The organism is Paenibacillus jilunlii (genome assembly GCF_900102965.1).
Classification (GTDB): Bacteria; Bacillota; Bacilli; order Paenibacillales; family Paenibacillaceae; genus Paenibacillus_AQ; species Paenibacillus_AQ jilunlii.
Genome location: NZ_FNGM01000015.1, coordinates 122,416 through 143,609 on the forward strand (window position 1 = coordinate 122,416; position 21,194 = coordinate 143,609).

The 21,194-nt window shown below is 53.6% G+C and carries 16 protein-coding genes and 1 riboswitch; of the genes, 14 read left to right on the top strand and 2 right to left on the bottom strand.

All coding sequences use genetic code 11. The features are described 5' to 3' along the window. Positions 1–235 precede the first annotated feature (235 nt). Positions 236–3,061, top strand: a complete 2,826-nt coding sequence (locus tag BLQ82_RS23010) for a glycoside hydrolase family 3 protein (protein WP_062520932.1) — start codon at positions 236–238, stop codon at positions 3,059–3,061. A gap of 156 nt (positions 3,062–3,217) precedes the next feature. After that, positions 3,218–3,655, top strand: a complete 438-nt coding sequence (locus BLQ82_RS23015) for a DUF5680 domain-containing protein (protein WP_062520928.1) — start codon at positions 3,218–3,220, stop codon at positions 3,653–3,655. A gap of 60 nt (positions 3,656–3,715) precedes the next feature. Here BLQ82_RS23015 and BLQ82_RS32790 read toward each other — a convergent pair whose 3' ends face one another. Further along, entirely contained in the window at positions 3,716–4,096 is a 381-nt protein-coding gene (locus BLQ82_RS32790) for a hypothetical protein (protein WP_157243767.1), read from the bottom strand. A gap of 126 nt (positions 4,097–4,222) precedes the next feature. Beyond that, positions 4,223–5,497: a helix-turn-helix domain-containing protein gene (locus tag BLQ82_RS23025; RefSeq protein ID WP_062520924.1), complete on the bottom strand. Its 1,275-nt coding sequence runs from the start codon at positions 5,495–5,497 to the stop codon at positions 4,223–4,225. Between the two features lie 115 nt (positions 5,498–5,612). Between BLQ82_RS23025 and BLQ82_RS23030 the strand changes: the two genes are divergently transcribed. The 12 genes from BLQ82_RS23030 to BLQ82_RS32410 all read left to right on the top strand — a co-directional run. Next, entirely contained in the window at positions 5,613–7,883 is a 2,271-nt protein-coding gene (locus BLQ82_RS23030; protein ID WP_074648530.1) for a glycoside hydrolase family 3 C-terminal domain-containing protein, read from the top strand. 323 nt (positions 7,884–8,206) lie between these two features. Beyond that, entirely contained in the window at positions 8,207–9,562 is a 1,356-nt protein-coding gene (locus BLQ82_RS23035; RefSeq protein ID WP_062520920.1) for a glycoside hydrolase family 30 protein, read from the top strand. A gap of 229 nt (positions 9,563–9,791) precedes the next feature. Next, on the top strand, positions 9,792–11,549 hold the full coding sequence (locus BLQ82_RS23040; protein ID WP_062520918.1) for a sensor histidine kinase: 1,758 nt from the start codon (positions 9,792–9,794) through the stop codon (positions 11,547–11,549). Between the two features lie 232 nt (positions 11,550–11,781). Continuing rightward, on the top strand, positions 11,782–12,867 hold the full coding sequence (locus BLQ82_RS23045; RefSeq protein WP_062520917.1) for a response regulator transcription factor: 1,086 nt from the start codon (positions 11,782–11,784) through the stop codon (positions 12,865–12,867). A gap of 79 nt (positions 12,868–12,946) precedes the next feature. Further along, the gene (locus tag BLQ82_RS23050; RefSeq protein ID WP_062520915.1) at positions 12,947–14,260 is read left to right on the top strand and encodes an ABC transporter substrate-binding protein; all 1,314 of its coding nucleotides are present in this window, start codon (positions 12,947–12,949) and stop codon (positions 14,258–14,260) included. A gap of 99 nt (positions 14,261–14,359) precedes the next feature. Beyond that, positions 14,360–15,244, top strand: a complete 885-nt coding sequence (locus tag BLQ82_RS23055; protein ID WP_062520913.1) for a carbohydrate ABC transporter permease — start codon at positions 14,360–14,362, stop codon at positions 15,242–15,244. Then, on the top strand, positions 15,241–16,068 hold the full coding sequence (locus BLQ82_RS23060) for a carbohydrate ABC transporter permease (RefSeq protein ID WP_060861033.1): 828 nt from the start codon (positions 15,241–15,243) through the stop codon (positions 16,066–16,068). Before BLQ82_RS23055 ends, BLQ82_RS23060 begins: the two co-directional genes overlap by 4 nt. Before the next feature lie 16 nt (positions 16,069–16,084). Beyond that, positions 16,085–18,106: a beta-galactosidase gene (locus tag BLQ82_RS23065; protein ID WP_074648532.1), complete on the top strand. Its 2,022-nt coding sequence runs from the start codon at positions 16,085–16,087 to the stop codon at positions 18,104–18,106. Positions 18,107–18,440: 334 nt separating this feature from the next. After that, a riboswitch (guanidine-I (ykkC/yxkD leader) is annotated at positions 18,441–18,547 on the top strand. 62 nt (positions 18,548–18,609) lie between these two features. Next, positions 18,610–18,954: a DMT family transporter gene (locus BLQ82_RS23070; protein WP_062520908.1), complete on the top strand. Its 345-nt coding sequence runs from the start codon at positions 18,610–18,612 to the stop codon at positions 18,952–18,954. A 1-nt stretch (position 18,955) separates the two neighbouring features. Next, positions 18,956–19,270: a DMT family transporter gene (locus tag BLQ82_RS23075; protein WP_062520906.1), complete on the top strand. Its 315-nt coding sequence runs from the start codon at positions 18,956–18,958 to the stop codon at positions 19,268–19,270. A gap of 790 nt (positions 19,271–20,060) precedes the next feature. Then, positions 20,061–20,924: an aldo/keto reductase gene (locus BLQ82_RS23080; RefSeq protein WP_074648534.1), complete on the top strand. Its 864-nt coding sequence runs from the start codon at positions 20,061–20,063 to the stop codon at positions 20,922–20,924. Beyond that, the coding region (locus BLQ82_RS32410) for a hypothetical protein (RefSeq protein ID WP_208861954.1) at positions 20,921–21,194 on the top strand (274 nt) is incomplete at its 3' end. The genes BLQ82_RS23080 and BLQ82_RS32410, both read left to right, overlap by 4 nt.

The window sequence follows — 21,194 nt, forward strand, 5'->3', positions numbered from 1 at the left end:
GCGCCCGCGGCCGGGTAGCCCGGAAACAACGGCAAAAGTGCCGTTGTTGAAGCGCCCGCGGCCGGGTAGCCCCGCCTACCTTGGATTCTGGCCCGGGCGCAGCTCCCCGCCCGAATCTCTAATTTTGAACTGATTTTTCTGTCAATTGTTCAGGTGTTGCTCCCGGCGGGAATCTTTTATGATAGGAATGATAGATGAAACCGTTATCATAAAGATCAAAAGGAGTGTCTGCTCAATGGAAACCGGAACCTTTCCCTTTCAACAAATTGAATTGCAGCTGAATGAACGTGTGCAGGACCTGCTCTCCAGATTAACGCTGGATGAGAAGGTAAGCCTGATGCCCCAATATCAAGCAGCCGTCGAACGTTTAGGAGTAGGCGGTTATAAGCACGGCACCGAAGGGGCGCACGGGATTTCCTGGCTGGGCGCAGCCACCTCCTTTCCGCAGCCGGGCGGATTGGCCTGCACCTGGAACCCGGAGCTGCTGCAAAAGATCGGTGAGGCGATCGGGGATGAAGCCAGAGCGTTTTACCGCAAAAATCCGACGTTAAATGGCCTGACCCTTTGGGCGCCTACAGTAGATATGGAGCGCGACCCGCGCTGGGGCAGAACGGAAGAGGCTTATGGCGAGGACCCCACACTGACGGGCCGTCTCAGCACTTCACTGGTGAAGGGCATTCAAGGCGACCATCCCAAATATTTGAAAGCGGCAGCAACGCTTAAGCATTTCCTCGGCAACAACAATGAGATTGACCGCGGCGTGGCTTCCTCCAGCATTGATCCGCGCAATATGCGCGAGTATTATCTGGAAGCCTTCAAGCCAGCCTTCAAGGAAGGCGGCGCGCAGTCGATGATGACAGCGTACAACTCGGTGAATGGCGTGCCGGTGATTTTGCATCCTGCGGTCATGGAGATTGTGAAGGGCGAATGGGAAATGGACGGTTTTATTGTAAGCGATGCCGGAGATTTGTTCGGGATTGTAAAAGACCACAAATATTACGAATCGTTCGCCCGGTCTATGGCGGAATCTATCAAAAACGGCATCGACAGTGTGACTGAAGAAACCGAGGAGACGATCAAGGTTATTCATCAGGCGCTTAACGAAGGTCTGCTAACCGAGGAGGACCTGGACCGCGCGCTTTTCAATACGTTCCGGGTCCGCTTCCGGCTGGGCGAGTTCGATCCTGAAGAAGGCAATCCGTACGCAGCGATAGACGATTCCGTCATTCTCAGCCCGGAACACAGCAAGCTGTCACTGGAAGCCGCGAAGCAGTCCATCGTCCTGCTGAAGAATGACAATGCGGCCCTTCCGCTCAGTACCAAAGCGTTATCCAAAGTCGCGGTCATTGGGCCGCTGGGGGATGAAGCCTTCAGAGACTGGTACTCCGGCACTTTAGCTTATGGCGTGACTCCGCTGCAGGGGGTGACCAAGAAGCTGGCCGGGAAGCAGGTGGTTTTTGCGAGCGGGGACGACCATATTATTCTGACTTCGGCGGCCAGCGGCAAGGCCGTGGGAATGACCGGGGAAGAAGGAAGGCTGGCGGTGCTGCATGATGTGCCTGAGCGCGGAGAATTGCTTCGCCATACGGCCTGGGGCTGGAATGCTCATACGCTGGAAGCGACCAGCCGGGGGCAGTATGTTACACTGAGCGATGCCGGTACCCTGACAGCTTCCGCAGATGAAATCTATGGCTGGTACGTGAAGGAATCACTGAATCTGGTACCGGAAGACGGGGGAGCTGTCAGCCTGCGCACCTGGAATGACAAGCTGATCTCTGTAAGCGCAGAGGATGGAGCTCTACAGGTTGGCGACCAGGATGCCGGAAGTGAAGCGCACACTTTTCACAGGAACGTTATTGTAAATGGTGTGGAAGCGGCAGTCCAAGCGGCCAAAGCCGCAGAGGTCGCTGTCGTCTTCATCGGCAACCATCCGCTGCTCAACGGCAAGGAAGAAATCGACAGACCGGATATTGTGCTCCCGGAGGAGCAGGAACGTCTGGTCAAGGCAGTGTACGAAGCCAATCCCAACACTGTAGTAGTTATAGTGGGCAGCTACCCGATTTCCTCCACATGGATCGATGACAATATTCCGGCGGTGCTGTATACCTCCCACAGTGGGCAGGAGCTCGGCAACGCGGTAGCGGATGTTCTGTTCGGGGACTACAGTCCGTCAGGCAAGCTCAATATGACCTGGTACCGTTCCGTAGATCAGCTGCCAGACCTCATGGATTACGATATCATCAAAGGCAAAAGAACCTACATGTACTTTGACGGCGAGCCGCTGTATCCGTTCGGCCATGGCCTGACCTATGCGCAGGTGGCTTACCGCAATTTGTTGCTGGCGGAGCATGAGCTGCAGCCGGATGGAATGATTAACCTTTTAGTGGAAGTTGAAAATACCAGCGCGGTGGACAGTGACGAAGTGGTTCAGCTCTACATCCATGCCTTGTCCTCCCGGGTGAAGCGTCCGCTGAAGCAGCTCAAGGGTTTCGAAAAAATTCATCTTACCGCCGGACAAACGCAGACTGTTGCCTTCACTTTGCCGGTGGCCGAGCTGGCTTTCTGGGATGTGACGCGGGAGCAATATTGTGTGGAAACCGGTGATTACGAGGTCATGATTGGCCGTTCCTCGGGCGATATTCAACTGACCGGACGCGTGTATGTGCAGGGCGATACTGTTCCGCCACGTAATTTGTATGCTACAGTCAAAGCCGAGAACTACGATGACTATGAAAAAGTATACCTGGATGAGTGCAAAGCGGGCGGCGCATCCATTCACCCGGCAGCGGACGGAGCCTGGATCGCTTTTAAAGATGTGGATTTCGCACAGGGTGCAGTGGAGTTCCATGGGCTTGTAGCCTCGGCCACAGGCGGCAGCGTGGAGATCCGGACCGGAGGTCCGGCTGGGAAATTGGCAGGTACGCTGGAGATTCCGGCAGGCGGTGCAATCCAGGAGTGGAAAAGCCTGTCCGTTCTTGTCGGCATTGAAGCCGGAAATACGGATATTTATCTGATTTTTGGCGGCGAGGTTCTGCTGAGCCGTTTCCATTTCAGCGCATAGAATGGAATACAGAATGGCCCTGTATGTTCTGATAATTCAGAAGGTGCGGGGCTTTTTGCATGTGCTGGAGGTCATTGTCTGTACATTATTTAACTGTATAAATGGGAACTTATGTTCTATAATGAAGCGGCCATAAAGCTCAGAGGAGGATGAGAAATGAAGGGAATCATTGATTTTTTATTGGAGGCCAAAAAAGAAACTTATGCGGGTAAAGGCCCGGAAACGCCGCCGTCCCGCCCGCAGTCGCATGATTTGGATTTTCAAAAAGGAAATCTAAAGTACCTGGATACCTACCTGGGAACAAAAAAGTTTGCCGGAGAAGAAGCCCTGTGGGAGGATGGGAAACCGGTCTGGGCGTTGAACTATGCCGGACGGGTGCTTGCGGATGGCTTTAGCGGTGATTTTTTGAAGGCCGCTTTGCTCCGTGTGCCTGAGGACAAACCCTTCAGAGGTCCAGAGACTTACCGGAGAGACGGTTTTACATACAAATGTACGGTGGATGGTGATTTCCAGTGGTTCAGCGGGTATGAGGAGATCTGGAACGGGGCAGTCAAAGTCTATGAGTGCAGGTTTCATGGCGGGTTGATTCAATAGCCTTGCCTAAAAAGCCCCCGCTGGCTGCACTGCGCCAGCGGGTTCTTAAGTCCATAAGGTTCAGTCTCCACCACCGCCACCACCGCCATCTCCGCCGCCACCGCCGGAATCGCCACCGCCAAAGCCCCCACTGTCGTGACCTCCGCTATGACCTCCGCCATCCCAGCCGCCGTGACTGCCATGGCCGCTGCCCCAACTGCTCCCGCCGTGACTATGATTGTTGTGGCTGCCATTATCGTTGTTCCCGTCATGATGAGGATGGCCGGAATGATGTTTATGACTGTCACCCGGGGTAAGATCCGCTCCGGTTCCTGTGAAGAAGAAGCTGTCGGCGGAATCATTCCTGCTTCTCCCGCTGGTGCCGCGTTTGTTGTTATCCCTCAGAATGGCCTTAGCGACGATATAAACGAACACTACAACTAAAATGATGCCAATCCCCAATGTTAACCCTCCTAAATTTATGGTTTCTTACCAGAATTGTACCATACTATTGCAGATATGCCTCTGTCTTGTGCGGAGAGTGTGGCAGAATCGACACAACGGCTAGGTGAACAGTGAGAGATGCTATCAGGTGATCCCCCGGTCATGCCGGAACTGCTTGGGGGTGATGCCGGTATATTTCTTGAATACTTTGGTAAAATAGCTCTGGTCGTTAAAATGCAGCCGGGTAGCGATATCCGACAGGGTGATCCCCGGCAGCTCCATCAGGCGTTTAGCCTCCTCGATCCGTTCCCGCTGAATGTAATCGCTGACGGCAAAACCCGTTTCCTTCTTGAACAGCTGGGAGAGGTAGCTGGCATTCAGCCCGGTAACCCCGGCAAGCTTGCTCAAAGTAAGCTCCTCATATAAATGGTTGAAAATAAAATTCTGGCACAGCGCAGAGGTGCGGGACAGCTTGGACCTGCGGTTGTCCTTCACATGATCGGCAAATTCGCACAGAGCCGCAAGCAAGGCACGGTCCACCGCCGGAATATCCTTCAGCTCCTCAATGTGCTGAATATGAAAATCGCTCAGCGTATACGCGATCTCCCAGAACAGCCCTCCGTCAATGGCCGCGCGGGTTGCCAGGGTGATGGAGGAGATGGCGAGGTTTTTTTTGCTGCGCAGCTGGCTTTTCTTGGAGAGCAGCCCGTACTGATCTTCGTTGAAGCCGGCATGTGTCTGCAGCAGCCCGTTCTTGTCCCCGCTGCGGATATGCCGGAACAGCTCGCGCTCTTGGCTCGGATCGTGGTGCAGCCAGGTATTCTCCCGCCGGTAGGACAGATTCAAATCAGGTGCGCTGTCCTTAAGCTGGGCAGGCTGGAGCAGCTGTGGATCATGCAGCAGTTCGCTGATGGACAGGGCCTGGCCGGTGGCCAGCGTATACAGCAGGATGGCCGCATGATACAGCCGCATCCGGTCCAGCACGGGCAGATTGCGGTAATATTGCAGCCAGGCCTCCTGCCTTCCCGGAGGAATGTTGTGGTCACGCAGCAGGGTGCCTGCATTTTCTTCGGTCAGGGGAGCGTACAGTGAAGGGCCAATGACGATGGACCCAGTCTGCTCCAGCTCTCCGTATAAAGGGAGAACGACGAAATTCTCCAGGTAAGCCGTTGTGCAGAGTAGCGGAAGTGGAGCAGCAGCTGCATGATTCCCGCTGTTCGCAGTACTTTGTATATGTTCCAGAATTTCCACCGGAAGCCCTTGGACGCCTTCAACCGGAGGCCGGGTTTGGCCGAGCGGATGCAGTGCCTGCACTGTTTCGCCTTCCGTATTCAGCCATACCACCGGCAGCCGGTAAGCCTCGTATAGCAGCCTGCATATATAAGAAATCCGTTCATGATCCTCCAAATGATCCAGCATGTGCCCTCACCCTTTACCCAATGAAAATACCAAGAATACAATTATTCTGCCATAAATCTGCCTGGAAGTATATTAGAATGAGAAATAAGAAAGCACTTTCAAGGAGGTTCCACACATGACAACTGACATTCATTACCTCATTTCGCAATTGACGCTTGAAGAAAAGGCCGCTCTCTGCTCAGGTCTTGATTTCTGGCATACCCAAGGAGTTGAGCGGCTGGGCATCCCGTCTGTGATGATGACAGATGGACCGCATGGCCTGCGCAAACAGGCGGAGAGCGCCGACCATCTGGGTCTTCATAACAGTGTGCCTGCCACCTGCTTTCCTTCAGCAGCAGGACTTGCTTCTTCCTGGAACCGGGAGCTGATCCGCCGGGTCGGTGAAGCTCTGGGCAGAGAATGCCAGGCCGGGGATGTGGCCGTTCTGCTGGGACCAGGCACCAATATCAAACGTTCCCCGCTGAATGGGCGGAATTTTGAATATTTTTCTGAAGATCCATATTTGTCTTCGGAGATGGCTGCGAATCATATTCAGGGAGTGCAGAGCCAGGGTGTGGGCACATCGCTGAAGCATTTTGCCGCCAATAACCAGGAGCACCGCAGAATGTCCACCGATGCTGTGATTGACGAGCGGACGCTGCGGGAGATTTATCTGGCGAGCTTCGAAGGGGCAGTGAAGCAAAGCCAGCCATGGAGCGTCATGTGCTCCTATAATCGTGTGAACGGCGAATATGCTTCGGAAAGTGAAACCCTGCTGACACGGATTCTCCGGGATGAATGGGGGTTTGAAGGCTTCGTAGTGTCGGACTGGGGTGCGGTGAACGAACGGGTGAAGGCACTGCAGGCCGGGCTTGAACTGGAGATGCCTTCAAGCGGAGGGATTGGCGGCGCCAAAATCGTTGCTGCCGTGAACAGCGGCGAACTGTCCGTAGAGATGCTGGACCTTGCGGTGGAGCGGCTGCTTAGCTTTATTTTTAATGCGGTAGAGCAGCGGCAAGAGAACGTTGCATTCGATGCTGCGGCGCATCACGGACTGGCCCGCGAGGTAGCCCAGGAAAGCATGGTGCTGCTCAAGAACGAAGGCAGCCTTCTGCCGCTGGCCCCGCAAGGCACGCTTGCCATCATCGGTGAGTTCGCCAAGAAGCCGCGTTATCAGGGCGGCGGCAGCTCACATGTGAATCCGACGAAGCTGGATGATGCTTTTGCGGAACTGCAGGCGGTGGCGGGAGAGGCAACAAGCTTCCTGTATGCGCAGGGTTATGAGCTGGGCAGCGATGACGTGAACGAAGACCTTCTGCGTGAAGCGCGCGACACAGCCGCCAAGTCGGATGCCGCAGTGCTGTTCCTTGGACTGCCGGACAGATACGAGTCGGAGGGGTATGACCGCAGCCATCTGTCCCTGCCCGCAAGCCATATCGCACTGATCGGGGCGGTGGCTGAGGTGCAGGAGAATATTATCGTAGTATTGAGCAATGGTTCTCCGGTGGAAATGCCCTGGATCGGCAAGACAAAGGCCGTTCTGGAAGGCTACCTGGGCGGACAGGCTTTTGGCGGTGCGGTTGCCGACCTGCTCTTTGGCGTGGTTAGCCCAAGCGGAAAACTGGCCGAAACGTTCCCTGTGAAGCTAAGCGACAACCCGTCGTTCCTGAATTTCCCCGGTGAAGGCGACAAGGTGGAATACAGGGAAGGGTTGTTCGTCGGCTACCGCTACTATGACAAAAAAGAGATAGAGCCGCTGTTCCCGTTCGGCTTCGGCCTAAGCTATACTGAATTTGAATATAGCAATCTGGTGCTGGATAAAACCAGCATAAACGATACTGAAACCGTCCAGGTCACCGTAACCGTGAAGAATACCGGCAGCCGGACCGGACAGGAGATCGTGCAGCTCTATGTCGGTGATGTGGAGAGCAGCGTCATCCGTCCGCTCCAGGAGCTGAAGGGCTTCCAGAAGGTAGAACTGCATCCCGGAGAGGCGCGCGGAGTTTCTTTTACACTGGATAAACGCGCCTTTGCCTATTACAATGTGCAGCTTGGCGACTGGCATGTCGAGAGCGGAACCTTCCGGATTGGGGTCGGTGCTTCCTCCCGTGATATCCGCTTGAGCGCTTCCCTTGAAGTGGCTTCCACGACGGAGATAGCAGTGAGCTTCCACCGCAATACTACCGTCGGGGATTTGCTGGACAATCCGCTTACAGCAGAGCGCGCGAAGAAATTCAGCAGTATTTTCGGGCTCGAAAGTGCGATGGAGGATAATCCGGAGATGTTCGCGGCGATGATGAAATATATGCCGCTGCGGGCTATGATCGGCTTCGGGCAGGGGAAATATACCGAGGCTGATTTGGCTCAGGATCTGCGGGAGCTGAATGCGCTGGCGGGAGCGAAATAACAGGCGTCTGAAGCGTGTGATCCATTGAAGGAGCTTCGTATAGATGCAAAAAAAGGCAGCAGCCCATTGCCGGGCTTTGCTGCCTTTTGGGTTAATTGCTGCCCTAGTGAGGCCATTGCCTGGAATGATCTGTTCCACTGTCAGTTCTCCCTATTCGTTCCCAGATTAAAATCGTCCAATCCCGGACCGCCGGATTGTCCATTCCCCCCATGAAGCAGACTAAGTTATAATGAAAGCGCAATCATAGCTATGGATACGGCACGCTGCAGTGAAGGGTAGGATAAGTTTCTGAATTTTCATGTTGAATTTGGAGGGTACAGACGATGACAACTATACAGCTTAAATGGATCTCGAGTACAGAAAAAGCACCCTGGACCGATCGGGAGGTGCCGGAGGCGAAAGTACCGGGAACGGAGGGGGCGGCGCAGGCCAATCTGACCGTTACGGATGACAGCTACCAGACACTGGAAGGCTTCGGCGGCTGCTTCAATGAACTGGGCTATGCCGCGCTGGGCCAGCTGCCGGATGATGAGCGGGCCAGAGTGATGTATAACTTGTTCCATCCCGAGGGAGAACAGCGCTTCAGCATCTGCCGGCTGCCGATCGGGGCCAGCGATTATGCGCTGGACTGGTACAGCCTGAACGAAACGGATGGCGATTACGCGATGGAGCATTTCTCCATTGAACGGGACCGGCAGCTGCTGATTCCCTATATCAAGGAAGCCCTGGCGCTGAACCCGGAGCTCCAATTATTCGCTTCTCCCTGGAGTCCGCCGACGTGGATGAAATTTCCCAAGGCTTACAATTACGGCACGCTCCGCTGGGAGCCGGAGATTCTTGCCGCTTACGCCCTTTACTTCGTGAAGTTCGTTGAGGCCTACCGCGCAGAAGGAATAACTATACACCAGGTGCATGTGCAAAATGAAGTGGTCGCTGATCAGAAGTTCCCCTCTTGTGTCTGGACCGGTGAGCAGCTGAAGATTTTCATCCGCGATTATCTCGGGCCGGCGTTCGAGCAGCATGGGCTGGACACGGAAATCTGGCTTGGCACGATCAACGCCCCGGAGCCGTGGGATGAATGGCTGAAAAAGAAATCCAGCGATCATGATGCTTTTGCCGGGGTGGTGCTTGGTGATCCGGATGCCTATAAATACGTTAAGGGCGTCGGCTATCAATGGGCGGGCAAACATGCGATTCAGCGTACCGTGCAGAGCTACCCGGAGCTGCGTTACATGCAGACGGAGAATGAATGCGGCGATGGCGAGAACACCTGGTTTTACGCCAAATATATTTTTGGCCTGTACCAGCACTACTTTGTGAACGGAGTCAACGCCTATATTTATTGGAATATGGCGCTTGCCCCTAAAGGGCGCAGTACCTGGGGCTGGGAGCAGAACTCTATGCTGACCATTGATCCTGCCTCGAGGCAGGCCATCCACAATCCGGAGTACTATGTGATGAAGCATTTCTCCCGCTATGCCGTGTCAGGTTCGGTAAGGGTGGGGCTGAAGGGGCCATGGAGCGGACATGCTGTCGCATTCCGCACACCGGAAGGCAGGCTGACGGTGGTTATCGTCAATCCTTATACGGAGGCACGGATGCTGCATTTGCATAGCGGGTCATCGTTGTACTCCTTTGAACTTGAAGCCGAATCCTTTCATACCATTGTGATAGGTTAAGCTCAGCATAGCTGTATTCTAAAATGAACTAACGTCCGGCAATTGCGGGGCGTTAGTTTTTTGCTACAAATATAAGAATTTATATGCTTCACGCAATAAATGTTCCTTCTATTTCTAGCTGAAACGGTATCGTCCTTTAAAAGGACGGCAAAGCCGTTTCTGCTTGCTATATATTCCATTCTGCCTTGGGAAACACTACGGCATGAGAGGCAAGGGGGCTGGAGCGATAATGTTAGCCAAGTGGATGATGAAGCTGTCCGGACCTTTCCGGCGGAGTATCCGCAACAAGCTTATACTGACCATGATCGGCCTGGCTGTAGTGCCCATTGTGGCGATTACAGCGCTGGCTGCCGAGAACAGCCGCCGCTCGATGGAGGCAGAAGTGATCAGCACGAATCTATCCAATATGAAATGGACGGGGATCTATCTCGGCGACCAGTTCGCCCAGCTTAACAATCTGATCTATACCGTGCTGATCAGTCCGCATTTAAGCGATTATCTGGCGAATGCCGGGGAAGCGAGCCTGTCCAGCCAATTTACAGCGCAGCGGAATATTACCGATACTTTGACGAATCTGTTCTACTCTGCCGGAAATCATGTGGTCGGGGTGGAACTGTATTTGAAGGAATACAACAAGCTGTTCACGATCAATGCCTCACAGAGCGATATTGAATCCCCGGCTGTCGTTCCGGCACCCTATAAGCTGCTGTTCGACCAGAACAAGGATTTCATGATCACCACGGACAGTACGGATGGCGCCAAATTCCAGCTGATCCGCAGCATTAACCGTTTTGAGAATCAGGAGAAGCTGGGCGGCATTTCCCTGCAGATCCGCTGGGGCGTACTCGACCAGACACTGGACCTGCTGGGACGGGGAAGCGAGCATACGGTACTTATCGCCGGAGCTGACGGCAAGGTGCTGTATCAGCCTTGGGGCAGTACTCCGGCTGGCGGAATATTGGACCGGGTTGCCGGTACCAGTGAGACGCAAGGGTACTTTCGCAGCGATCATGAATATGTGTTCTACAATACCATTGACCCGGTGGGTCTGAAATTGGTCACGGTGATCCCGAACAGCTTCATTAACCAGAGTGCGCTGGCGACCATGAACTTTGGTCTGATTATCGGTGCGGTATCTGTAGTTGTGGCAATTCTGCTCGCCGTCATTCTAGCCTGGCGGCTGGCGACGCCGATTGTCAGTCTGGCCCGCTCGATTCAGGGCTTCGGCATGATGAAGGAGCGGGAGATGCGCCACAGCAACCGTGTGGATGAGATCGGCCTGCTGGAGACGAAGCTGGATCAAATGTCGCACCGCATCCGCGAGCATATCCGGACGGAATACATGATCAGCCTGGAAAAAAAGAGTGCCGAGCTTAAAGCGCTGCAGGCCCAGATCAACCCGCATTTCCTGCAGAACACCCTGCAGATGATCGGCAGCATGCTGTTCAAGAACAGCCCGGCTGAAAGCTACGGCGTGATTCGTTCGCTGAGCGATATGTTCCGCTATATTATCCGCGAGCCGGAGGATCTGGCGCCGCTGCGGGCGGAGCTGAACCATCTGAACAACTACATGCAGATTCAGCAGCAGCGGTTCGCTGCCCGGCTGAATTACAGCCTGGAGGTGGACGAAGGGACACGGGGCAGCTTCATTCCGAAGCTGAGCCTGCAGCCGATTGTGGAAAATGCTTTTTTCCACGGCCTGGAGCCGCAGGAAGGCCCTTGGGAGCTGGAGGTTACAGTGGCCCGCGCCGGAGAGGATACAGTCATCATCATCCGTGACAATGGGGTGGGGATCGAGCCGGGCAAGCTTGCGGAGCTGCAGGGCAGGCTGACCCGGCGCAGCGGGAAGCTGTGGACCCACGGTGAACGGATCGGGCTGAGCAATGTGGCTTCGCGGATTCATCTGCATTTTGGCAACAGCTATGGCATTCGGGTAGAGAGTACAGAAGGACAGGGAACCACAGTGACCGTGACCATTCCATTATAAGCTGAACTTGAAAAATTAATAAAAGGGTAGAAGTGATGGAGGTGAAGTTTGGAACTGGAGGAGCGAATGCGTCCGCCTTTGTCTGCGGATTTCAACCGCGAACAGCGGTATAAATCAAGAAATCTGCAGACAACAGCGGCCGGAAGTCCAAACATTCATCGGAGTCACGACCAGACCCCAATATGAAAAACTGAAGTTCGACTTATCTTATATTGAAAGGAATGAACCGACCATGATTAAAGTGATGCTGGTGGATGATGAGAGCTGGAACCGGGACATTGTGCGGACGTTCGGCGCATGGGCGGAGCTTGGAATGGAGATTGCCGGGGAAGCCGAGGACGGCCGGGAAGCGCTGAGCCTGATCAGTGAGCTGTCGCCGCATATTGTAATCACCGACATGCGCATGCCCGGCGCGGACGGCGTGATGCTGATGAATAATCTTCATGAGCGGAACCCGGAGATCAAGGTCATCGTAGTCAGCGGCTATGATGATTTCAAATATGCCCAGAATGCCCTCCGGTATGGGGCGGTGGATTATTTGCTGAAGCCGATTGACCCCAAGGAATTGAACGCTGTGCTGGACAAATGCCGGAGGGAGCTGGAAGAGGCCGGCAGAGGGCAGAGCGTATACGCACTGGATATCGATGTGTCCTTGTGGCTGTCCTCCTGCAAACAGCGGATGCGGGTGCATTTCAATGAATTGAATGCCGGGGGTGTAAATTCGGCTCTAATAGAAATAGGAAGAAGGCTGGAGCTTGAGGGCATAAAGGGCCCGGGAGTATTCCGGCAGACGGCAAGCGAAATGCTGCTGCTGCTAAAGGAGCTTATCCGGGGGAACGGGCTGGACGAAGAGCTGCTGAAGGCGGAAATTCCCCATTCGGCACTTGCTTCAGCAGAGAGTGTGACTGCTTATTTGCGGGATCTCTATGAAGCAAGCCTTGAGCAGCTGATCGGGCAGCGCAAGTTCAAGAACAAGCTGAACCTGGAAGAGGTAAGGCAGTATATCGACGGACATTTTGCCGAGGCAGTGACGCTGGACGGGCTGGCCAGAGCTTTTTTTGTCAGCAAGGAATATTTAAGCAAAGTGTTCAAGCAGGAGTACGGCTGCAACGTCACGGATTACATTCTCGGGCTGCGGATGGAGCAGGCCAGGGAGTGGCTGGCCGATGAAAATATTCCAATCAAAACCGTGGCCGAGCTTGCAGGATATGAGGATGTCGGGTATTTCTACAGGGTATTCAAAAAGCACTTCGGTGTAGCTCCAGGGGAAATGCGCAAGCAGAAATCCGGTTTAAAAATGTCCAATCCGGAAGGGTAATTCCGTCCAATTAAACGCTTTCACAATCACGATACAATGAAAGCGTAAACAAAACACAGACATTGGGAGGTCTTACAGCATGAAAAAGATGAGCAAAGGGTTACTCGTCACATTCCTCGCCGCTACACTTCTTGCAGGCTGCGGCAGCAACAACGGCGGAAATGCAGGCAATGCGGCCGGAGACAATACAAGCAGCGGCAGCGGAAGTGCCAGCGCCAAAAGCGTCACACTGAAGATGTTCATCGCGCAGACGCGTTTTAAGGAGCAATATGACAACTACATCGCCGAGTTCGTGAAGAAAGAGAAAGCGGACAAAAACATCGACGTCTCCGTGCAGCTGGAAATGCCTACGGCGGATAACGCTTCCCAGATTCTCAAGACGCGGCTTGCTTCGAATGATGCGCCGGATATTTTCGCCATCCATGCTGTCAATGAAATCCCTTCTTACTATAAAGCCGGATATTTGGAGGATCTGACCAGCCAGCCGTTTGTCGGCAAGCTGCTGGACAGCGTGAAGCCTTCAGTGACCACTACGGACGGCAAGGTTGTGGCGCTGCCGCTGGAAACCTTGTCCTGGGGCTACCTGTACAATAAAAAAATCTTCACCGAGCAGGGACTGACTCCACCTACGACTCTCACAGAGATGAAGACAGTCATCGGGAAGCTGAAAGCCAAAAACATAACCCCATTTGTACTCTCCTATAAGGAGTCCTGGATTCCGCAGCTGGTGCTGCCGCTGGCTGTGGGCGGAATGATGAAAACCGAAGATCCTGAATTCGTGAACAAGATGAACAAGGACGAAGGCTCCTTCAGTGAAATGAAATCCGCGATCTTTGATGTATTCGATCTGATCAATGAGAATGGCACAGCCAAAGCTACTGAAGTCGGCGGTGATGACGGTGCGGCAGCCTTTGCCGCAGGCAAGGGGGCGATGTGGCTGATGGGTCCATGGTATGCCGAAACGATTCTGAAATCGAACCCGGATCTGGACTTTGGAGTCGCTCCGCTGCCGATTAACGACAATCCGGAGGCAACGCTAATTAATCTCAGCGCCTCGACATCGCTGGCAGTGTCTCCAACCAGCAAAAATAAGGAAGTCGCACTTGATTTTCTTAACTATGTGCTGGACGACCAGGCGTCCAACGGGCTTTTCCAGGCGATGAAGTTCAATCCGGTATCCACCGTCCACACCTATGAAAGCTACCCTTGGATCACAGAAGCTACCACCTATGTCAAAGCAGGCAAGTCTGTACAGGACCCGGCCATTCCGCAATCGGTCAAGGATGAGGTGGGCAAAGGGCTGCAGGCCTACTATGCCGGACAAATGTCGCAGGATGATGTGCTGAAGGCACTCGATAAAGCGTGGAAATCCTACAACAAAGTCAATAAATAAGCTGCGGCAGACGATCAGGGATGGAAGAGCGGTTGAACCCCATTTTCCTCCATCCCTGTTTCCTGCTGCCCACATCATAGAAGGAGAGGGGCGGATACTGTGCCGGTCAAGAGCTACAAACATATTGTTTCGCTGCTTGCTTTCGTCGCGCCCGCATTTATTATCTACTTATTATTTCTGCTGATTCCTACGATCGGCGGTATGTACTACAGCTTCACAGACTGGAACGGCTTGAACCGCAATTATTCCTTTATCGGGCTTGGCAACTTCATCGAAGCGCTGCGCGAGGACCCGGATTTCGTGCATTCGCTGCTGTTCACCCTGAAATATGTGCTGTTCATGATTGTCCTGCAAAATATATTCGCGCTTGTGCTTGCCGTGTTTATTGAGACGAAAACCAGAACCAAAGGCTTCTTCCGCACCATTTTTTTCATGCCGAATATGATCAGCACGATTATCAGCGCCTTTATGTGGACCTTCGTGTTCTCCCAGGTGCTGCCGCAAATTGCGGAGAAAACAGCCATGTCCTTTCTGGACCAGCTGTGGATCGGCGATCCCAAGGTCTCCTTTTATTCGATCATAATCGTATCGCTGTGGAATGGCGTCGGCTATATGATGATTATATATCTGGCCGCCCTGCAGGGTGTGCCGCAAAGCCTCAAGGAAGCCGCAGTCATCGATGGCGCCAGCCCGTTCCAGACGTTTCGCAAGGTGACGCTGCCGATGATTACGCATGCGGTGACGATCTGCTTTTTCCTGACGCTGAATGGAGCCTTTAAGGTGTTCGAGGTGGTCTATGGCCTTACCGGCGGCGGTCCGGGACGCAGTACGCAGGTGATCACGATGAATATTTATGAAGAGGCGTTCTCCAACAACTTCCGCTACGGATATGCCAGCGCCAAATCGGTGATTCTGTTCGTGATTATCCTGATATTCACCTTCATCCAGATTGGTGTCATGAAACGAAAAGAGGTGGAAGCATGAGACTGAGAAAAGGAGCTTCGCTGTTTATCACGCTGTTTCTGTCTATCGGTGCCGTCATTTCCTTCTTCCCGATCTATCTGGCAATCATCAATTCCGTCAAAACCCAGGGGGAGATGTTCGCTTCTTTTATAGCGCTGCCGACCAAACTTCATTTTGAGAATTACAGCCAGGCCTTTGATAAAATCAACCTGCTGCACAGCACGCTCAACTCGGTGATTGTGTCTGTGATCGGGATTGGAGGCATCATCTTCTGTGCTGCCCTTGCCGGCTACAAGCTGTCCCGGACCTCCGGCAGGCTTAGCGCTGCCATCTTCTCGCTGTTCATCGCTTCGATGCTGGTGCCGTTTCATTCCATTATGATTCCGCTGACCCGGATGGCCAAATCCCTGCATGTCAGCGGCAGTACCTACGGCCTCGCCCTGATCTATATCGGTCTTGGAGTAAATATGGCGATTTTCCTGTATCATGGTTTTGTGAAGTCCATCCCCCGCGAACTGGAGGAAGCGGCGCGCATTGACGGCTGCGGTGAGTTCCAGACCTTTTTCCGGATTATCTTTCCGCTGCTGCTGCCGATTACCGTGACTATTGCGATACTCGACTTCCTGTGGATCTGGAATGACTTCCTGCTGCCGCTGCTGATGCTTACGGATGCCAATAAATATACGCTGATCCTGTCGACGAATACTTTGTTTGGCGAATACAACAAGGAATGGTCGCTCATTCTGGCCGCACTGGTGCTGACTGCGCTTCCGGTCATTGTCATCTACGGGTTTTTCCAGAAGTTTATTATGCAGGGAATTGCTGAGGGAGCGATTAAGGGCTGAGAGGGAGGAAAAAAAGATGAGTATACTTCGCTACGGCGTAGCTTATTACGACGAATATATGCCTTACGAGAGGCTGGACGAGGATATTGCCATGATGAAGGAGGCGGGCATCAATACGGTCCGCATTGCCGAATCGACCTGGAGTACCCATGAGCCGCAGAACGGCGTGTTCGACTTCACCTCGGTTGACCGGGTGCTGGATGCGATGCATGCGGAGGGGATTTCAGTGATCGTCGGAACACCAACCTATGCCGTACCCGCCTGGCTGGTGAAGGAGCACCCGGATGTCCTGGCCGTAACGCCCAAGGGACCGGGAAAATACGGTGCGCGTCAGATCATGGATATTACCAATCCAGCCTATCTGTTCCATGCGGAGCGGATCATCCGCAAGCTGATCAGCCGGGTCTGCAAGCATCCGGCGGTGGTCGGCTACCAGACGGACAACGAGACTAAGCATTACGATACAGCCGGAGACAATGTGCAGCTGCTGTTCGTCAAATATATGCGGGAGAAATTCGAAACACTGGAAGAGATCAACCGCCGTTTCGGGCTGGACTACTGGAGCAACCGGATCAACAGCTGGGAGGACTTCCCTTCGGTGGTGGGCACTATTAACGGGAGTCTCGGGGCGGAGTTCGCCCGCTTCCAGCGCGGGCTGGTGACGGATTTTCTGGCCTGGCAGGTGGCACTGGTGAACGAGTATAAGCAGCCGGGGCAGTTCGTCACGCAGAACTTTGATTTTGAATGGCGCGGGCATTCGTTCGGGGTCCAGCCGTCTGTCGACCACTTTGCCGCAGCAGAGGCCTTCGATATTGCCGGCGTGGATATTTATCATCCCTCGCAGCATGAGCTGACCGGAACGGAGATCGCCTTCGGCGGCGATATGGCCCGCTCGCTGAAGCGCAGCAACTACCTGGTGCTGGAGACACAGGCGCAGGCTTTTCCCCACTGGACCCCTTACCCGGGCCAGCTCCGGCTGCAGGCCTTCAGCCATCTGGCCTCCGGGGCAAATATGGTTGCTTACTGGCACTGGCACTCGATTCACAATTCAATAGAGACGTATTGGAAAGGGCTGCTCAGCCATGACTTTAAGCCGAACCCGGTCTATAACGAGGCGGTCACCATTGGCAGGGATTTTGCGCGCTTAAGCGGTTCGCTGTACGGTCTGCGCAAGAAGAATAAGGTTGCTGTAATGATCAGCAATGAAGCCCTCACAGCGCTGGAATGGTTCAAGCTGCCGGACGGCAGAAATTACAATGATGTTGTGCGCTGGCTCTATGACGGGCTGTACCGGATGAACATCGAGTGCGATTTTATTCAGCCAGGGTATGCAGAACTGACCGAATATAGTCTCATTATCGTACCGGCGCTGTATGCGGTCTCTGATGAGGCACTGGAACGGTTGAATGAATACGTAAGACAAGGCGGACATGCCGTGTATACGTTCAAAAGCGGGTTCGCGGATGAAACCGTCAAGGTGCGTACCACCATCCAGCCGGGTATCATCAGCGAGGCCTGCGGCATCGGCTACAGCCTGTTCGTGACGCCGCATGAGGTGCGGCTGAAGAGCGGGAATGCGGATGTCAGCGCCGAAGACATCAGCGTGGAAACCTGGATGGAGCTGATTACGCCGACGACGGCGGAGGTGCTGCTCCGGTACGATCATCCGCACTGGGGAGAATATGCCGCAGTGACACGGAACCGTTACGGCCAGGGCAGTGCAACCTATATCGGCTGCATGACGGGCAGAGAGATGGCGGACAGCATCCTGAAAGCAGCGGTGCAGGAGGCCGGATTATGGGGGGCGGATCAGGAGCTGGCTTTTCCGCTGATCGTCAAGACAGGCATCAATCCGCAGAACCAGACGGTCCGTTACTACTTGAACTACTCTGACACTCCGCAGTCACTGGTCTATCCGCACGGCCCTGCGGAAGAGCTGCTGTCGGGAAGGGAGATTGCAGCGGGAATGGAGCTTGAGCTGGCTCCTTGGGGGGCAGCAATTCTGCTGGAGCAATTAGGCATCCAGGGCGATTGCTGAATAGCCCCCGGACATAGCCAGTCAGGGGGATGAGCCTTGAAATCCTGCTGACGAGAGAGTCTGTATGATGCTGATGGATGAGTCTCGAACATGATGCTGAGGGATGAGTCTCGGACAAGATGCTGGTGGATGAGTTGCTAAATAGTGCAAATGAGTGAGTTGCAGATTGTCCTGATGTATAAATCACAGGATAGTGTTGATGAGTAGCTCCCCACAGTGCTGTTAATAGACGCATTCGAAATGCTGTCCGTAGATGGACCGGAATTTGCTTCGGAAAATAGGGGTTGCCTTTCGCTCGGGAATTTGCTAACATACGATGTAACTTAATCATTCTTTTTTAGTTTTCTAGGGTTCCGCGGTGTATTTAGGCCGGCAGGTCCGAGGGAGAACGCACGGAGTTATAATTCCGTGTCAACACGGAGGGATAAAAGCCCGGGAGGTATCGTCGTTGGACGATGGCCTCTCGGGCTTATTTGTTTGGAATCAGAGGAGGAGATTCGACCATGAAAAACAATAGCGCATGGTTCAAAATTGCAGGTGCCGCCTGCCTGGAGGTAGTGTGGGTAATCGGACTGAAGCATGCTTCGGTTCCCTGGGAATGGCTGATTACGGGGCTGGCGCTGCTGGTCAGCTTCTATACCATAATCGTGGCGAGCAGAAGGCTTCCGGTGGGTACGGTGTATTCTGTTTTTGTGGGATTAGGCACGGCCGGTACTGTTCTGGCAGATATGCTGTGGTTCGGCGAACCGTTCCGGTTGATCAAGTTAGTGCTTATATTGGTGCTGCTGGCCGGAGTTATTGGATTGAAGCTGGTTACCGGAAATTCCCATACAAAGGAGGTGTCATAACATGGATTGGCTGATGCTAATTGCTGCAGGCTGTTGCGAGATGCTCGGAGTGGCTATGCTCGGCAGGCTGCAGCGGGACCGAAATTGGCAGACCTTCGGTCTGTTTCTGCTGGGTTTTGGCGGCAGTCTGCTGCTGCTGTCACAGGCGATGAAGACTCTCCCGATGGGAACGGCCTATGCGGTATGGACAGGAATTGGCGCTTCCGGGGGAGCGGTGCTCGGTATGCTGCTCTATGGGGAGGGACGTGAATTACGGCGGATTATCTGCATCGTAATGATTCTCGGAGCGGCCGTCGGCCTCAAATTATTAGGCTGATTTTGCGGTGAAGACAATGAAATGGACATGCCGGCGCTCGGGCAGGGTGCGGAAGCGGACGACGATTGCAGTTTGTAACAGGGAAGTAAAGTTGAAGTTGGAATTTCTCCACTTAAATTCACCCAAAAGCTACCTATTGGAGAGAATAGTTGGAAAAAGTAAACTTAAATTACGCGAATTCACCTGAAAAAGGGGGGATGGGTCGATTTAGTTATCCTTTTTCCAACTAACGCTTGCGGGGAGCGGGATAAGGGAGAATTAAGTTCACTTTTTTCCATAAGGATTGCTATGGAGGATAGCTGGTTGCCAGCTTCACTTACAGTTCGCTACAGTTCGCTACAGTTTGCTACAGTTCTCTAGAGTTTCAACAGTTCGCCACAGTTCACTACAGTTCTCTAGAGTTTCAACAGTTCACTACAGTTCGCTACAATTACCAAAAGCTACCTGTAATTCCCAGGCATTCAGAGTATTATTAAGCTAGGTGCTGCTGGAGAGGCTGGCGATAGAGACCGGATTTAGGTGCTGGTGGAGATTACCGGCCTTCGGCCCGCCGGACCGTGTCCGCTGCGAAAGGAATGGACGCTGTTTGGGAAAGTGTAGAGGTTCCACTGTAAAATAGCTGTCTTAAACAGACTGTCTGCGATGGAATTGCGGATGGACATACAGGCTATGCGGCAGCAGTTTTCACGAAATGGATACCTGTACGATGTTTCGATTGAGGCAACATGGTAAGTATATATAGTAGGTATAATAAGGTAATTCAATTTAATGGTTAAGGGAGACTTTGTTCATGAACACCAACATATCCGGTACGATCACACTCAAGGACGGAACCGCCGTGACAAAAATGGGCCAGGGAACCTGGAACATGGGCGACAGCACAGCGAAGCGTGACGAGGAAATAGCTGCTCTCAGGCTGGGGGTGGAGCTGGGTATGAATCTCATTGATACCGCCGAAATGTATGGAGACGGCCGTTCCGAAGAAATGGTGGGTGAAGCCATCCGGGGCATCCGGGATCAGGTTTTTCTCGTTTCCAAGGTGCACCCGCACAATGCCGGTCTGGACCAGATTACCCGCAGCTGTGAAGAGAGTCTGAAGCGCTTGGGGACGGATCATCTGGACTTGTACCTCCTGCACTGGCGGGGACAAATCCCGCTGGAAGAGACGGTGAAGGGGATGGAACAGCTCATAGCCTCCGGTAAAATCGCCCGCTGGGGCGTATCCAACCTCGATACCGGGGATATGAAGGAGCTGCTGCGCATTCCTGGTGGAGACCGCTGTGCTGTAAATCAGGTCCTCTATCATCTCGGCTCACGGGGCATTGAGCATGAGCTGCTGCCATGGCAGCGTACCCACAAGATTCCTGTAATGGCTTACTCGCCGCTGGCCCAGGCAGGCACGCTCCGCAAAGGGTTGGCTGAGAATGAGACCGTACGGGAGATAGCGCAGGAGCATGGGGCAACCCCGCTGCAGATCATGCTGGCCTGGAGCATCCGGGAAGGCGATATCATTGCCATCCCCAAAGCATCGAGCCGCAAGCATGTCACCGAAAACTCCGCAGCCGCAAAGATCCGGCTGAGCGAAGAGGAATGCTGGAAGCTCGACGATGCTTTTCCGCAGCCGGCCTGGAAGGTGCCGCTGGATATGATTTGAGTTTGGTTGTGCAGGGGCTGTCCCAGGAGTTTGGGGACGGCCTTTTTTTGGTTGGGCGCGGTTTAGCTGGGATTGGTCGCAACAAAGACGGAAAAGAATTGCCCCTTAAACTGGGTCGCTTGCAACACAGTGTGCCCAAACAGGCCGCGGGCCAAATGAGAGGTAAAAATACCTCTGATTCTGCCCAAAGTGGGCCGCTGAGCCAAATGAGAGGTAAAAATACCTCTGATTCTGCCCAAAGTGGGCCGCTGAGCCAAATGAGAGGTAAAA

Bases quoted from the DNA above. Each gene is read 5' to 3' on its own strand.
- BLQ82_RS23010 (WP_062520932.1), top strand. From the start codon at position 236: ATGGAAACCGGAACCTTTCCCTTTCAACAAATTGAATTGCAGCTGAAT.
- BLQ82_RS23015 (WP_062520928.1), top strand. From the start codon at position 3,218: ATGAAGGGAATCATTGATTTTTTATTGGAGGCCAAAAAAGAAACTTAT.
- BLQ82_RS23025 (WP_062520924.1), bottom strand. From the start codon at position 5,497: ATGCTGGATCATTTGGAGGATCATGAACGGATTTCTTATATATGCAGG.
- BLQ82_RS23030 (WP_074648530.1), top strand. From the start codon at position 5,613: ATGACAACTGACATTCATTACCTCATTTCGCAATTGACGCTTGAAGAA.
- BLQ82_RS23035 (WP_062520920.1), top strand. From the start codon at position 8,207: ATGACAACTATACAGCTTAAATGGATCTCGAGTACAGAAAAAGCACCC.
- BLQ82_RS23040 (WP_062520918.1), top strand. From the start codon at position 9,792: ATGTTAGCCAAGTGGATGATGAAGCTGTCCGGACCTTTCCGGCGGAGT.
- BLQ82_RS23045 (WP_062520917.1), top strand. From the start codon at position 11,782: ATGATTAAAGTGATGCTGGTGGATGATGAGAGCTGGAACCGGGACATT.
- BLQ82_RS23050 (WP_062520915.1), top strand. From the start codon at position 12,947: ATGAAAAAGATGAGCAAAGGGTTACTCGTCACATTCCTCGCCGCTACA.
- BLQ82_RS23060 (WP_060861033.1), top strand. From the start codon at position 15,241: ATGAGACTGAGAAAAGGAGCTTCGCTGTTTATCACGCTGTTTCTGTCT.
- BLQ82_RS23065 (WP_074648532.1), top strand. From the start codon at position 16,085: ATGAGTATACTTCGCTACGGCGTAGCTTATTACGACGAATATATGCCT.
- BLQ82_RS23070 (WP_062520908.1), top strand. From the start codon at position 18,610: ATGAAAAACAATAGCGCATGGTTCAAAATTGCAGGTGCCGCCTGCCTG.
- BLQ82_RS23075 (WP_062520906.1), top strand. From the start codon at position 18,956: ATGGATTGGCTGATGCTAATTGCTGCAGGCTGTTGCGAGATGCTCGGA.
- BLQ82_RS23080 (WP_074648534.1), top strand. From the start codon at position 20,061: ATGAACACCAACATATCCGGTACGATCACACTCAAGGACGGAACCGCC.